The following is a 13,182-nucleotide window of genomic DNA, read 5'->3' on the forward strand; positions in this document are numbered from 1 at the left end:
CGCCAACGTCGGGAGGTCCTTTGGCGTCGCCGCGGCAGGAGTCGCGACCGTCGGGCTGCGCACGGCCCGTGAGGCGGCAGGGAGGCAAAGATGAATCTGCGACGGCGCATCGCGCTCGCGGGGCTGGTGTGGGCGGCATTCGTCGCGCCGTTCGCCCCGGCATCGGCGCAGTCCCTGCCCGAACGGTTCGATCCGAAGCGCGATCCGGCCGCCGACCTCGCCGCCGCGCTCGCCCGGGCGAAGTCGGAGGGCAAGCGCGTGATCGTCGACGTCGGCGGCGAGTGGTGCGTCTGGTGTCACATCCTCGATCGCTTCTTCGCCTCGCATCCCGATCTCGATGCGCTGCGCGCGTCGCGATTCGTCTGGCTCAAGGTGAACTTCTCGAAGGAGAACGACAACCGGGCGTTCCTCGCGCGCTGGCCGAAGGTCGCGGGCTACCCGCACCTGTTCGTGCTCGACGCGGACGGAACGCTCCTCCACTCGCAGGACACCGGCGCGCTGGAGGAGGGGAAGTCGTACAGCGTCGCGAGGATGCGGGCGTTTCTCGAGCGGTGGTAGCCGATCGGTGAATCGCGGCGACGTGACGGTTCGGAACGATTCGTGATGGTGTCGGACCTGAGCCCGGCCGGCAACCCGGTTCGCGGACCGCCGAACCGGTCGACAGAGAACTCTGCGGCGCGCCGCGGTATTGCCTGAAGCGTAGTGTCCCCGACTATCCGGGTGCGGCGAGCCCGAGCTTGCCCGGGCAGAGCACTCCTTCGGGATCGATGCCGCGCTTGACGCGCCGGAGCAACTCCATGCCGCCCGGGCCGAACTGCCGCGCCATGTACGGCGCGAGACGCATGCCGACGCCGTGGTGATCGTTGATGACCGCGCCGGACCGAAGCGCTGCGTCGGTCGCCGCGGCGACGACGCGATCGTGCAGGTCCAGCGCCTCTCCCAGGTCGTCGGGGCCGCGCGGAACGATGAAGCGCGGATAGATCATCGAACCCCAGTCGTACCAATGCGACAGGTGCGTGCGTACCGTCATGGCCCACGCCGGGTCGATCGATTCGATCATGGCACGCGTGACGTTGCGATAGACGGCCTCGATGTGCGCGAAATCGGCCACGACGTCCATCGTGCACCAGATCTGCGGCAGGGTCGGCGCGTACGGCGGATGGTAGAAAACGTAGCGCTTGTTCCACCACGTCTCGCCGACGCGAGCGGGGAGCGCGCTCCCGCCGTGCCCGAGGCAGATCGTGTTGCACGCGGCCATTTCGGCGTCGACGACCGCGGGATGGTCGCCGTCGAACATCAGCACCATCGTTTCACGGTCGAGGCCCGCCTCGACCGCGCGCTCGAGGCTGTGCGTCGCCGCGTCCAGGTCGTAGAGCCGCATCACCGCCGGCTTGAGCCCGGAGATCATGATCTGCCGACCCGCCGCGATGCCCGCGCCGATGCCATCGAATCGATAGGCGGCGAATCGGCGAACGGCAGGGACCGGCCGGAGTCTGACGGTCACCGCCGTCACGACACCGAGCGTGCCCTCGCTGCCGACGAAGAGCTGTGCGAGCTCCGGTCCGACGCCGTGACGCGGCACCGCCGGAAGCTGAACGACGTCGCCGCCCGGCAGGACGACCTCCAGCGACAGCACGTGATCCTGAATCGTGCCGTATCGGGTCGACAGGACGCCCGAGCCTCGCGCGGCCACCGAGCCGCCGACGCTCGCCCACTCCGCGGAAGCCGGGTAGTGGGTGAACGACAGGCCCTCCGCGTTCAGCCGTTTCTCGAACTCGCTGACGATCGCGCCGCACTCGACCACGCAGGTGAGCGAGACGCGGTCGACCTGACGCACGCGCGCCATGCGGCGCAGGTCGAGGAGGATCCCTCCCGACGTCGCATTCGCCGCTCCCTGCACGCCCGAGAGTCCGCCTGCCGGTGTCACGGCGACTCCCAGGTGCGACGCGAGTCGCAGGATCGCGGACACTTCGTCGGTCGTCGCCGGCGAGACCGCGACATCCTGTCGCGCGAGCGGGTCGCCGTGGTGCGCGTGAATCGCGGTGAGCCAGCTCATGTCGCCGGGGAACCGCTGCCGGGCTTCGGCGCCGCGAACGACATGCGCGGCGCCGACGATTCGCTCCAGCCCGGCGCTCAACTCGCGAAGCGTGGCGTCGTCGAGCGGTTGACCCGGCCTGCGGCAGGTGCCGCCCGTGCTCATGCGGTGCCCCCCATCGTCTTGCCGGAGGTCCAGTCGACGTTGCGCATCGTGACTTTCACCTTCTCGAGCTCGTGTACCGCGTCGATCAGGTGGTTCGCGAAGCGGTTGAACGCGATCTCGCCCTTGTAGGCGGCAGCGCGGTGCGGGTTGCCCATGACGCCGGTTTCGGTGAACTCGCCGTGTTCGAACGGCATGTCGAAGTAGCGGTAGCCCTGGAATTCGATGTCGGGCATGCCGTCCTTCTTCGTCCACGCGCGTCCCAGCCACTCCGGCGCATGCGCGCGCGACTTCTGTGCACGTTCCATTCGCACGAGCGCCGGGTTGTGGCACAGGCACTGCGACGTCTCCAGCTCGCCGGCGTGCCAGCCGGGCGTCTCCTCGACGCTCCCCTCGAGCACGTCTTGCAGCATGCCGAGGTAGCGCTCCGCGTAGGGCTTGTAGTAGACGATCAACGCTCCCGTCTCGTTGCGGAGCTTGCGCAGCACCGGGTCGATCACCTTGATGTTCGATCCGTGGCCGTTGACGAAGACCAGCCGGCGAAACCCGTGGTGGATCAGCGAGCGGCCGATGTCGTAGATCAGGTTGAGGTAGGTTTCGACCCGCAGCGTGATCGTGCCGGTCCCCTCGCCGGGCCCTTTGAGGTGCTGCGGGCTGTAGCCCATCCAGAGGGTCGGCGTGTAGAGAATGCCGGCCCTGCGGCCCGCCCGGCGCGCGACCTCGTCCGAGGTGATGCTGTCGCAGAACAACGGAAGGTGCGCGCCGTGCTGTTCGAGCGAAGCCTTCGGAATGAGGATCGTGTCGCTGTGCCGGAGGTATTCCCTGACGTCGGTCGCACACAGATCGCCGAGGCACCAGGAAGGGAAGCCGAGGTCGAGCGTCTTGCGCCTTGGCGCATGCGCCTCGTCCTGATGACTCGGCTTCACGTGCGCCGCGGGCCCGCTCGCCTCGCTCCAGGGCTCGACGCCCTCGCGGGTTGCCGTCGCGGGTCGAACCAGGCCCGCTGCTTGCGCGGGTGGAGTTGCAGCGATCGTGCGGCGCTTCGCCATCGGTGATCTCCTTCAGGTTGCTTTCGAAAACAGGTCGCACGCCGTCTCATGGACGGCGTGCACGAAGACATCGTCGTTCACGTGTGCATCGACCTCGCGCAGTTCGACACGAGGATCGAGTCGCTCGATGAGCGTGCGGCGGAACCGTTCGTCGATGGCCGGCGCCCAGAAGGGGCCCGGGCGGCCATCGGGGCCCCGTTCGCAGTTCGGAATCGACAGCCCGCGCGTGGGCACCAGGATCGCGACCCGCCCGCGCGCCGCGCCGAGCTTCGAGGCGATCTGGCGCGCCGCCTCGAGCTGCTCGTCCTCGGTCGCGCGGACCAGCGTGAACTCGGGGTTGTGGTAGTAGGTCGGCCGGCCGTGCCACCGAGCCGGCAGCGTGTCGCGCGGCCCGCACACGAGGAAGTCGACGCAGGCCGGCACGACAAGCTGCGGAATGCCCCGACGGCCGGCCGCCTCGAGCCGGCCGGGACCGGCGTCGTGGAAGCCCCCCGCGATGTGACCGATGATTTCGCTCAGCGTGTAGTCGAGGACGCCGTCCAGGTCGCCCCGGTCCACGTGCTGCTCGAGTGCGGCTCCGCCGACGCCGTTCGCGTGGAAGATGACGAGGTCACCGCAACGCTCCTCGAGCGACTGGCGCATCCGCATCAGCGGCGACGTCGTGTTGCCCAGCATCGTGGCGCCGATCTGCCGGCGCCGCGGTTCGCGGTCGCGCTGCGCGAGTCCGAGCTCGTAGGCTGTCGCGGCCCCGGCCGTGCCGGCAGCGGCGGTGTCGAATACGCTGCGCGCGATGCGGTTGAGGCCGAGGATATCGACCACCGAGTGCATGACCGCGATGTCGGAGGTCCCGACGAACGGCCCGAACGTGCGTTGACCGGACGCGATCGGCGAAACGATGGTCTTGGGCATGCCGAGCGGGAGTTCCTGCATCACTGCCGCCGCGAGGACGGCGCCTTCGGCGCCGCCCAGCGCGAGGGCCCCGTGAATCCGGTTCTCGCCGCAGAGCCGCCGGGCGACGGCGCGGGCGCCCGTCCTCATCCCGTCGACGGCCTTTCCGCGGGTGCCGGCGATCCGCAACGCCTCGAGCGTCGTGCCTCCCTCGCGCGCGACTTCCTGTCGCGGGATGTCGCACGCGATGGCATCCGCTTCGCCGAGGATGCCGACGTCCATCACCAGTGCGTCGCACCCGTGCGCGCGCAGGCGGTCCGCGAGATAGGCCGACTCGCGCCCTTTCGTGTCCATCGTGCCGACCACGAGCACTGTCGCCATCGTCACCCGCCGAAGAGACGCCGGGGCAATGCGGTCGACAGCGCCGGGAACAACCAGACGGCGCCGATCGCAAGAACCTGCAGGGCGACGAACGGCACGATGCCACGGTAGATCTCGCCGGTCGACACCGAGGGAGGCGCCACGCTGCGCAGATAGAACAGCGAGAAGCCGAACGGAGGAGTGAGGAAGCTCGTCTGCAGGTTGAGCGCGACGAGCACCCCGAGCCACAGCGGATCGGCCCCCAGCGTGATCAGCGCGGGGCCCGCGATCGGGATCACGATGAAGATGATCTCGAACGGGTCGAGGAAGCAGCCCAGCACGAACACCAGCACCATCACGGCCGCGAGCGCCGCGTGCATGCCGCCGGGGAGTCCCGTCAGCGCGCGTTCCACGAAGACGTCGCCACCCAGCCCACGGAACACCAGGATGAAGAACGACGCGCCGAACAGCAGGACGAACGCCATCGACGACAGCTTGGCGGTGGTGCTCGCCACTTCCGCCAGCGTGTTCACGTCGAGTCGCGATCGCAGGCGGGCGAGGGCCATGGCGCCCACCGCGCCGACGGCCGCCGACTCGGTGGGCGTGGCGATGCCGCCGAGGATGGACCCGAGGACCACGACGACCAGCGCGAGCGCCGGAACCAGCGCGAGCGCGGCGCGCCGGAGCAGTCCTTCGTCGCCGGAGGCGGCCTCCGGCATCGGCGGCACCCGCTCGGGCTTCCAGATTCCGACGATGACGATCCAGAGCGTGTAGAACGCCGCCAGCATGAGCCCGGGCAGCAGCGCGCCGAAGAAGAGATCGCCCACGGAGACCGGGTCCGGCGCGAGGTTGCCCCGGGCGAGTTGCGCCTGGCTGTTGGCGACCTGGAGCATGTCGCCCATGAAGATCAGCACCGTCGACGGCGGAATGATCTGGGCGAGCGTCGCCGACGCGCAGATCGTGCCGGTGGCGAGGCGCGGGTCGTATCCGATCCGGAGCATCAGCGGCAGGCTGATGAGGCCCATCGTCACGACGGCGGCGCCGACGATGCCGGTCGATGCGGCGAAGACCGCGCCGACGGCAACCACCGAGATCGCCACGCCGCCGCGAACGCGACCGAACAGGCGCCCGGCGGTCTCGAGCAGGTCCTCCGCGATGCCCGAGCGCTCGAGGACCGTTCCCATGAAGATGAACAGCGGAACGGCGACCAGCACTTCGTTCTGCATGATGCTGAAGTAGCGCGCCGGCATCGTGGCGAGAAGACGGAGGTCGAACACGTCCAGCAGGGACCCGATGCCTGCGAAGATCGCCGCCACGGCGGCCAGCGTGAACGCGACGCCGAAGCCCAGGGTCATCGCCGCGAGCATGGCCATGAGCAGGGCGATGCTCAGCGCCTCGCCGAGCCCGATCATCGGTCATCCCCGGCGCGAAGCGCATTCCACGAGCGCATGGCGAGCGCGAGGCCCTGGACCAGCAGCAACGTGGACATGACGATGATCATGGCCTTGAGCAGATAGAGCGCGGGCATGCCGTCGGGCATGGCCGAGCGCTCGGCGGTCGCCCATGAGCTCGCGAGCCACGGCCAGGCGAGCCACGCGTTGAGCACCGCCCACGGGGCGACCATCAGCACGGCGCCCGCCAGGTCCACGCGGGCCTTGCCGCGTCTCGACAGGCGCGCGTAGAAGATGTCGACGCGAACATGCTTGTCGTGCTTGAGCGCATAGCCGGCGCAGCCCGTGAAGACGATGGCGTTCAGCCAGACGTAGAGTTCCTGCATCCAGATGAATCCGGTGTCGAACACGTAGCGCAGCACGACGACGGCGAAACAGACCAGCACGCAGGCGAGCGTGAGCCACGACAGCGCCCGGCCCGCCGATTCGCCGAAGCGCTCGAGCGCTTCGGCGAACCCGCGGGGGCCGACGCCGTCCCGGGCTGGCGCTGCGGCCATCAGAGGCGCCGCATCTGCCACACGGCGCCGGGCATGAGCAGGCCGCGGTGCAGGACCTTCTTCTGGAACGACGCGTAGGATTCCTGGATCTTCTTCGACATCGGGTCGTCGGCGACGGCCGCCGGGATGATCTCGATGGCGGCCTTCTGCATCGCGCGCAGGATGTCGTCCGGGAACGTCCTGAGCTGGACGCCGTTCTTGGAGGTCAACTGCTCGAGCGCATCGGGATCGTTCGCCAGCACCTCGGATTCCGAGTGCAGCAGTTCGGCATGCGCGGCGAGCGTGATCAGCGTCTGGTCGGCGGGAGAGAAGCTCTCCCACACCTTCTTGTTGAACATGAGCTCCAGCGTGTGCCCGGGCTCGTGGAATCCCGGGCTGTAGTAGTACTTCGCCACCTTGTAGAGTCCGTAGCCCATGTCGAACCAGGGTGTCGCGAGCTCCGCCGCATCGAGCGCGCCCGACTGGAGCGCCGGAAAGACTTCGCCCAGCGGCATCAGGACCGGCGTCGCGCCGAGCGCCTTCATGATCTCGCCGCCGAATCCGGGGTAGCGAACCTTCAGACCCTTCATGTCGGCGAGGCCCCGAACCTCTTTCCTGTACCAGCCGCCCATCTGGGCGCCGGTCTGGCTCAACGGCAGCGACTTGAGTCCGTACCCGGCGTTCAATTCGTCCCAGAGCTTCTGTCCGCCGCCCCAGTTGAGCCACGCGAAATGCTCCATCGGCAGCATGCCGAACGGCACCGTGGAGAAGAAGTTGTAGCCCTTCGACTTTCCGGTCCAGTAGTAACCCGTCGAGTTGGCGCAGTCGACGGCGCCCGACGCGACGGCGTCGAACATGCCGAGGACGGGCACGAGTTCGTTCGCACCGTAGATGCGGAACGTGATGCGGCCGTCGGTCGATTTGGACACGTTCTGGACGAAGCGTTCGATCGCGGTTCCGTTGCCGGGCGAGTGGCGTGGCCACCCGAGCACCATCTTGAGTTCGCGCTTGCCCTGCGCGATCGCCGGAGCCGCGCAGGCCATCGCGCCCAACGCGGTTCCCGATTTCAGCCACTCGCGCCTGCCGTAGTTCATCGCATTCCTCCTCGTTGTCGTGGCGGACCGCGACGACGGTCCGCGTTCGTGCTCCGTTGGTTGGTCGGGGCGCCCTGGGACGCGACGAACGCGGTCCAGTAGCCGCCTGCGGTGCGCAGATGGGCTTCGACCGCCTTGCGCGCGTCCGACGCGCGGCCGGACGCGACCGCGTCCCGGATTCGCTGGTGATCCCGGATCGATCGGCGGCAGACCTTCGGATCGGCGAAGACCATCTCTCGCAGGTTGCGCGTCGCGAGGTAGCACGAATTCGCGGCGCGCAGCAGGAACTGGTTGTGCGTGGCTGCGACGAGCGCCAGGTGGAAGTCGGCGCTGGGCTGGGCAATCGACTGTCCGAGCCGGAAGCGGTCGCGGCAGTCCGCCATGCAGGCGTCCATTCGCGCGATGTCCTCCGGCGTGCGGCGCGCACAGGCGAGGACCGCTGCGTGAGATTCGAGGATCGTGCGGAACTCGTTCAGTTGGTCCGCTTCCAGTCCTTCGACGGGCAGGCCGAGGTCGGCCTTCAGCACGACCGCGTCAACGCTCGCGACGCTCGACTCCGCGCAGAGGTAGATGCCCGATCGCGGCCGGCGCTCGACGACGCGCATCGCCTCGAGCGCGGCCAGCGTCTCGCGCACCATCGCCCGCGTCACGCCGCAGCGCTCGGCGAGCAGTCGTTCGGAAGGCAGCCGTTCCCCCGGTTCGAGTTGCCGTTCGCGTATGTACGCCAACACCTGAACGGCTGGGGAGGCCGGTCCGTCCGTGGGAGTGCCGGGCAACGCCGGAGGGGGGTGCCGGGAGGGCGTCGAGCGAGAAGGATTCATCTGGTACTACCAAACTGGTAGTGCCAATTTAGGTGGACGGAGCACGGCGATCCTTGACATGCATCAAGCCGCCACCCGGCGCGCCGGTCGCCCGGTCCGGTGTGATGCCGCGGGCGGGCGTTGCACGGTTCGTCGTGAAGCCCGCGAACGGGTGCGGGACATCAAGTGAATGGACGCGGGTCGGGACCGTTCGTGGGGGCGATGCGCCGGCGTCAATGCCCCGCCGTCGCCAGGGGGCGGCAACTCGACGATGGTCGCGGGGGGCAACCATAACGAAACCACTTTGGTCCTACCGCGGTCGCCATGCCCACGACGCTCACCCTCAAGAACGTCCCCGACGAGGTCTACGCGCGGTTGAAGCGCTCCGCGGAGGCGCACCGGCGCAGCATGAACAGCGAGGCGATCGTTTGTCTGGAGACCGCGCTGTCGGTGCGAAGGACAACTCCCGCCGAACGCATCGTCCGAGCGCGAGAACTTCGTGCCGCATCGCCGGCCGGGAAGTTCCCGGCACGGGAGATCGATGCGAGCAAGCGCGAGGGCCGCAGGTGATCGTCGTGGACGCGAACGTGGTGGCGTACCTCTATCTCCCGAGCGAACACAGCGCGCGGGCCGAGGCGTTGCTCGAACGGGATCCGGACTGGGCGGCGCCCGTGCCGTGGCGAAGCGAGTTCCGCAACATCCTCGCGGAATACCTGCGGCGCGAGGCGATTTCTTTCGAGCAGGCGGTGAGCCTGCAACGTGAGGCCGAGGACCTGCTTGCCGGGGCGGAGTTCGACGTCGAATCCCGTGCCGTGCTGGAACTCGTGCGCGAAAGCGGATGCTCGGCCTGCGACTGCGAGTTCGTCGCGCTCGCGAAGCACCTGCGCGTCAGACTCGTGACCATGGACACGAAGGTCCTGAAGGCGTTTCCAGAGGTCGCCTGGGCGCTGGCCGCGCTCTGACCCCTCGCGCGCATGCCGCGCGTCGACGGCGTGCGACCGGGCATCCCCGGCGCGCGCGATGCGCGCATGGGGGGCGTTCGGTCAGGGCTCGAGATCCATCTCGAGGCGCACGTAGTCGCCGCGGTAGGTGATCTCCGCGAGGTAGATCACGGTGCCCGACACGTCGACGCAGACCCGCCGGACCTCGGCGACCGGGGTGTTGACCGGCACGCCGATCAGGCGGGCGACGTCGACGTCGGCGGCGCCGATGGCGAGCGTCTGCCACGCGCGCGCGATGCGCAGGCCCGGCAGGTCGAGCAGCACCGGAATCACCGTGTGCCGCCGGAAGCGCGCGGCCGCGCGCCGGAACACGCGTTCGTCGAGGTAGATCGCGATCGCGCAGTACGCCTCGCCGTCCCGCGAGTGCACCCGCCGCAGGTAACGGTACCGGGGCGCGGGCGCGCCCTCGCCCGGCAGGAGCCGCGGCATCGCCGAAGCCTCGTCGACCAGCGTGAGCTTCGGCTCGTCGTTGCGGTAGAGGTCGGCGAGGGCCGCGAGCGTGGTGCCGAGCCGGAGTTGCCCGCGCTTCGCCGTGCTGCCGGTGACGAACGTGCCGCGGCCGCGCTCCGCGCGGACCAATCCCTCCCGCGCCAGGAGCGCGATCGCCTGGCGCGCGGTGACCCGCGCGACGCCGAACTCGTCGACCAGCGCGTCGAGCGTCGGGAGCTGCGTCCCGGGCAGCCACTCGCCCCGTTCGATGCGGCCGCGCAGGAGCGTCGAGAGCTGGGCGTACCGGGGCACCGGGCTGTCGGCGAACAACCGGTCGCCTTGGCGGGCGCGTCCCTTTCGCATATAGTTCCAACTATAGTCCCTTTCGCCGGCGGCGTCGCGGCGCCCCGACCCTTTCCCGCCCGATGCTCCGCAACGTCCTGCTCGCCGCGTCACCCTGGGTGCTCGTCGTGGCGCTGTGGTACGCGGTCGCGTGGTCGGGATTCATCAATCCCGCGCTCCTGCCGACGCCGCACCAGGTCGCGGCGAAGGGCTGGGAACTGCTGACCACCCAGCGCCTGCCGATCGACATCCTGATGTCGACGCAGCGCGTGGCGATCGGCGTTGCGCTCGGCATCGCTCTCGCCGTTCCGGTCGGCTTCCTGCTCGGGTGGTACCGGGACGTGCGGCGCTTCCTCGATCCGCTGCTCAACTTCTTCCGCGCGCTGCCGCCGATCGCGCTGATCCCGCTCGTGATCGTCTACTTCGGCATCGGGGAGCCCGCGAAGATCGTGATCCTGTTCTACGCGTCGTTCTTCGCCGGCGTGATCGTGATGTACGAGGGAATCGCGCAGATCAGCCCGATCTACGTCCGCGTGGCGCGCACGCTCGGCGCGACCGACAGCGAGATCTTCCGCCGGGTGATCGTCCCGCTGACCGTGCCCCACATGCTGACCGCCCTGCGCGTGGCGCTCGGCGTCGCGTGGGCGACGCTGGTCGCCTCCGAACTCATCGCCGCGCAGCAGGGGCTGGGCGCGTTGATCCAGAACGCCTCGTCGTTCTTCCAGCTCGACATCATCTACGTCGGGATCATCTGCATCGGTCTGATCGCGCTCGCGATGGACCTCGTCCTGCGCGCGATCACGCGCCGTCTGGTCGCCTGGCAGGAGCGCATCGCGTGAGCGTCCCCGCTCCGGCCCCCGCGCGCATCACCTTCGACCGCGTCTCGGTCGAGTTTCCCTCGAAGGCCGGGCCGATGCGCGTCGTCGACGACGTGAGCTACCAGATCCACGACCGCGAGTTCGTGTCGGTGATCGGCCCGTCGGGCTGCGGCAAGACCACGATGCTCAACATGGTCGCCGGGTTCATGCAGCCGACGAGCGGCCGGGTGCTCCTGGACGGCGCGCCCGTTCCCGGCCCGGGACCCGACCGCGGCGTGATGTTCCAGGAATACGGCGTGTTCCCCTGGCTCACGGTGCGCGAGAACATCGCGTTCGGGCTGCGGCTCGCCGCGAACCGGGCCGCGGCCGCCGAACGCGACGAGATCGTGGCGCGCTACATGCGGCTGATGGGCCTCGAGGAATTCGCGGACGCCTGGCCCCGCATGCTGTCGGGCGGGATGCGGCAGCGCCTCGCGCTCGCGCGGGCCTACGCGATCCGCCCGCAGTTCCTGCTGATGGACGAGCCCTTCGGAGCGCTCGACGCGCAGACGCGCAACGCGATGCAGGACCTGCTGCTCGAGGTGCTCGCCGCCGAAGGCAAGACCGTGATGTTGATCACGCACTCGGTCGAGGAGGCCGTCTACCTGTCGAACCGCGTCGTCGTGATGAGCGCGCGGCCGACCCGCATCCGCGAGATCGTCGAGGTGCCGTTCGGCTATCCGCGCGACGAATCGCTGCACGAAACGGCCGCGTTCGGCGAGCTGCGCTCGCACCTGCGCGAGCTGGTGATGAAGGAGTACGCCGCGCAGGCGCGGCAAGCGGTCCGACCGTCCGACTAGGAGGAGAGCATGAAGATCGATCGTCGTGGATTCATCAAGGCCGGCGCCGCCGCCGGCGCCCTCGCGCTCGGCGCGCCCGCCATCGCGCAATCGCGCGCGAAGATCAAGCTGGGTTACCTGCACACGCTCGCGGTCGACGGTCAGATCTGGACCGGCATCGACCGTGGCGCGTTCGCGAAGCACAACGTCGAGTTCGAGCCGGTCCAGTTCACCACCGGACTGGAGCTCTTCCAGGCGATGATCGGCGGCAGCATCGAGATGCTCGCGACCGGCGCGGTGATCTCGAACTTCCCGGCGCGGGGGCAGGGGAAGATGTTCCTCGTCAACAACGTCGAGTTCGCCACCGCGCAACTCTGGGTGCGCGAGGACATGGGGATCCGCTCCTTCGCCGACCTCAAGGGCAAGAAGATCTCGACCACGACCGGCACCACCGCGCACGTGTTCCTCGACACGGCGCTTCGTGCGAACGGCATCGGTCCGGGCGACGTCGAACTCGTCAACCAGCGGATGAGCGAGGCGGTCACGTCGTTCATCTCCGGCGCGGTCCCGGCGGTCGCGCTGTGGGTGCCGTTCAACATCACGGTGAAGCAGAAGGTGCCCGGCGCGAGGATGCTGGTCGACGCGTCGAAGTACTACCCGCAGGCGGCGATCGTCGGCGGGTGGGCCACGACCGCCGACTTCCACGGCAAGAGCCGCGAGGTGCTGGTGCGCATCGTCAAGGCCTGGGCCGAGGGCAACGAGTTCCTGACCGGCAGGACCGACGAGGCGCTGGACGTGCTGCAGAAGAAGCGCTACCCGCAGGTGCCGCTCGCCGAGCTCAAGGAGCAGTACAAGGCGGAGAAGGCGTTCCCGGCGGCGGAATGGCGCAAGCTCTACGCCGACGGCACGGTGACCAAGTGGCTGCAGCTGGTGACCGACTTCTTCGTCGCCACCGGCAACATCCACAACCCGGTGCCGGCGTCGCAGTATTTCGACCCGTCGATCTACCTCGACGCGACCAAGGCGTAGGCATGAAAATGGGCCACCAAGGCACCAAGACACCAAGGAGGACCGTCCTTTCTTGGTGACTTGGTGTCTTGGTGGTCATTCCGGCTTTCGCATGCGGCAGGCAACGCGGACTGCCGGGGCATAATCCATGCCGGCAGACTTCTACGACTACATCATCGTCGGCGCCGGTTCGGCGGGCTGCGTGCTCGCCAACCGGCTGTCGGCGGATCCGCGGTGCCGCGTGCTGCTGCTCGAGGCGGGCGGGCGCGACCGGAATTTCTGGCTCCGGCTGCCGGTCGGCTACTTCCGCACGATCTACGACGAGCGTTTCTCCCGGCTGTTCCCGACCGAGCCGTCGGAGGGCACGGCCGGGCGCGCCATCGTCTGGCCGCGCGGGCGCGTGCTGGGCGGCTCCAGCTAGTTCAACGGCCTGATCTTCATCCGCGGCCAG

14 protein-coding genes and 1 pseudogene are annotated in these 13,182 nt (G+C 68.9%); 7 read left to right on the forward strand and 8 right to left on the reverse strand.

What is annotated here, in order from left to right:
• Positions 1-90: 90 nt before the first annotated feature.
• Positions 91-558, forward strand: a complete 468-nt coding sequence (locus HS109_10255; GenBank protein ID MBE7522752.1) for a thioredoxin family protein — start codon at positions 91-93, stop codon at positions 556-558.
• A 154-nt stretch (positions 559-712) separates the two neighbouring features.
• Here HS109_10255 and HS109_10260 read toward each other — a convergent pair whose 3' ends face one another.
• Genes HS109_10260 through HS109_10290 form a run of 7 tightly spaced genes read right to left on the reverse strand, consistent with a single transcriptional unit; the run spans position 713 to position 8,246 of the window.
• Positions 713-2,200, reverse strand: coding sequence for an FAD-binding oxidoreductase (locus HS109_10260; GenBank protein ID MBE7522753.1), 1,488 nt, complete (start codon positions 2,198-2,200; stop codon positions 713-715).
• Complete coding sequence (locus tag HS109_10265) at positions 2,197-3,246, reverse strand: creatininase family protein (protein ID MBE7522754.1); 1,050 nt, start codon at positions 3,244-3,246, stop codon at positions 2,197-2,199. Before HS109_10265 ends, HS109_10260 begins: the two co-directional genes overlap by 4 nt.
• Positions 3,247-3,258: 12 nt before the next feature.
• Entirely contained in the window at positions 3,259-4,515 is a 1,257-nt protein-coding gene (locus tag HS109_10270) for a Tm-1-like ATP-binding domain-containing protein (protein MBE7522755.1), read from the reverse strand.
• 2 nt (positions 4,516-4,517) lie between these two features.
• Positions 4,518-5,906 carry a TRAP transporter large permease subunit gene (locus tag HS109_10275; GenBank protein ID MBE7522756.1) on the reverse strand — a complete coding sequence of 463 codons (1,389 nt, stop codon included), beginning with the start codon at positions 5,904-5,906 and terminating at the stop codon, positions 4,518-4,520.
• Positions 5,903-6,442, reverse strand: a complete 540-nt coding sequence (locus HS109_10280; protein ID MBE7522757.1) for a TRAP transporter small permease subunit — start codon at positions 6,440-6,442, stop codon at positions 5,903-5,905. The genes HS109_10275 and HS109_10280 overlap by 4 nt, the downstream gene beginning before the upstream one ends.
• A complete protein-coding gene (locus HS109_10285; protein ID MBE7522758.1) occupies positions 6,442-7,515 on the reverse strand; it encodes a TRAP transporter substrate-binding protein in 1,074 nt (357 codons plus the stop codon). The genes HS109_10280 and HS109_10285 overlap by 1 nt, the downstream gene beginning before the upstream one ends.
• A complete protein-coding gene (locus HS109_10290; protein ID MBE7522759.1) occupies positions 7,512-8,246 on the reverse strand; it encodes a FadR family transcriptional regulator in 735 nt (244 codons plus the stop codon). Before HS109_10290 ends, HS109_10285 begins: the two co-directional genes overlap by 4 nt.
• Positions 8,247-8,639: 393 nt before the next feature.
• On the opposite strand from HS109_10290, the gene HS109_10295 reads away from it, so the two are divergent.
• On the forward strand, positions 8,640-8,885 hold the full coding sequence (locus tag HS109_10295) for an Arc family DNA-binding protein (protein MBE7522760.1): 246 nt from the start codon (positions 8,640-8,642) through the stop codon (positions 8,883-8,885).
• The gene (locus HS109_10300) at positions 8,882-9,277 is read left to right on the forward strand and encodes a type II toxin-antitoxin system VapC family toxin (protein MBE7522761.1); all 396 of its coding nucleotides are present in this window, start codon (positions 8,882-8,884) and stop codon (positions 9,275-9,277) included. Before HS109_10295 ends, HS109_10300 begins: the two co-directional genes overlap by 4 nt.
• An 81-nt stretch (positions 9,278-9,358) precedes the next feature.
• Here the strand turns inward: HS109_10300 and HS109_10305 are convergent, their stop codons facing one another.
• Positions 9,359-10,108, reverse strand: a complete 750-nt coding sequence (locus tag HS109_10305; protein MBE7522762.1) for a GntR family transcriptional regulator — start codon at positions 10,106-10,108, stop codon at positions 9,359-9,361.
• A 62-nt stretch (positions 10,109-10,170) separates the two neighbouring features.
• Here HS109_10305 and HS109_10310 point away from each other — a divergent pair, with 62 nt between their 5' ends.
• The 4 genes and pseudogenes from HS109_10310 (at position 10,171) to HS109_10325 (ending at position 13,149) form a co-directional block, all read left to right on the forward strand.
• Positions 10,171-10,926 carry an ABC transporter permease gene (locus HS109_10310; GenBank protein ID MBE7522763.1) on the forward strand — a complete coding sequence of 252 codons (756 nt, stop codon included), beginning with the start codon at positions 10,171-10,173 and terminating at the stop codon, positions 10,924-10,926.
• A 74-nt stretch (positions 10,927-11,000) separates the two neighbouring features.
• Complete coding sequence (locus HS109_10315) at positions 11,001-11,744, forward strand: ABC transporter ATP-binding protein (GenBank protein ID MBE7522764.1); 744 nt, start codon at positions 11,001-11,003, stop codon at positions 11,742-11,744.
• A 9-nt stretch (positions 11,745-11,753) separates the two neighbouring features.
• Positions 11,754-12,752 carry an ABC transporter substrate-binding protein gene (locus tag HS109_10320; protein ID MBE7522765.1) on the forward strand — a complete coding sequence of 333 codons (999 nt, stop codon included), beginning with the start codon at positions 11,754-11,756 and terminating at the stop codon, positions 12,750-12,752.
• A 127-nt stretch (positions 12,753-12,879) separates the two neighbouring features.
• Positions 12,880-13,149, forward strand: a pseudogene (locus HS109_10325) (GMC family oxidoreductase N-terminal domain-containing protein).
• Positions 13,150-13,182: the final 33 nt, after the last annotated feature.

It is taken from the genome of Burkholderiales bacterium (assembly GCA_015075645.1).
Classification (GTDB): Bacteria; Pseudomonadota; Gammaproteobacteria; order Burkholderiales; family Casimicrobiaceae; genus VBCG01.

Bases quoted from the DNA above. Each gene is read 5' to 3' on its own strand.
- HS109_10255 (MBE7522752.1), top strand. From the start codon at position 91: ATGAATCTGCGACGGCGCATCGCGCTCGCGGGGCTGGTGTGGGCGGCA.
- HS109_10260 (MBE7522753.1), bottom strand. From the start codon at position 2,200: ATGAGCACGGGCGGCACCTGCCGCAGGCCGGGTCAACCGCTCGACGAC.
- HS109_10265 (MBE7522754.1), bottom strand. From the start codon at position 3,246: ATGGCGAAGCGCCGCACGATCGCTGCAACTCCACCCGCGCAAGCAGCG.
- HS109_10270 (MBE7522755.1), bottom strand. From the start codon at position 4,515: ATGGCGACAGTGCTCGTGGTCGGCACGATGGACACGAAAGGGCGCGAG.
- HS109_10275 (MBE7522756.1), bottom strand. From the start codon at position 5,906: ATGATCGGGCTCGGCGAGGCGCTGAGCATCGCCCTGCTCATGGCCATG.
- HS109_10280 (MBE7522757.1), bottom strand. From the start codon at position 6,442: ATGGCCGCAGCGCCAGCCCGGGACGGCGTCGGCCCCCGCGGGTTCGCC.
- HS109_10285 (MBE7522758.1), bottom strand. From the start codon at position 7,515: ATGAACTACGGCAGGCGCGAGTGGCTGAAATCGGGAACCGCGTTGGGC.
- HS109_10295 (MBE7522760.1), top strand. From the start codon at position 8,640: ATGCCCACGACGCTCACCCTCAAGAACGTCCCCGACGAGGTCTACGCG.
- HS109_10305 (MBE7522762.1), bottom strand. From the start codon at position 10,108: ATGCGAAAGGGACGCGCCCGCCAAGGCGACCGGTTGTTCGCCGACAGC.
- HS109_10310 (MBE7522763.1), top strand. From the start codon at position 10,171: ATGCTCCGCAACGTCCTGCTCGCCGCGTCACCCTGGGTGCTCGTCGTG.
- HS109_10315 (MBE7522764.1), top strand. From the start codon at position 11,001: ATGCGCGTCGTCGACGACGTGAGCTACCAGATCCACGACCGCGAGTTC.
- HS109_10320 (MBE7522765.1), top strand. From the start codon at position 11,754: ATGAAGATCGATCGTCGTGGATTCATCAAGGCCGGCGCCGCCGCCGGC.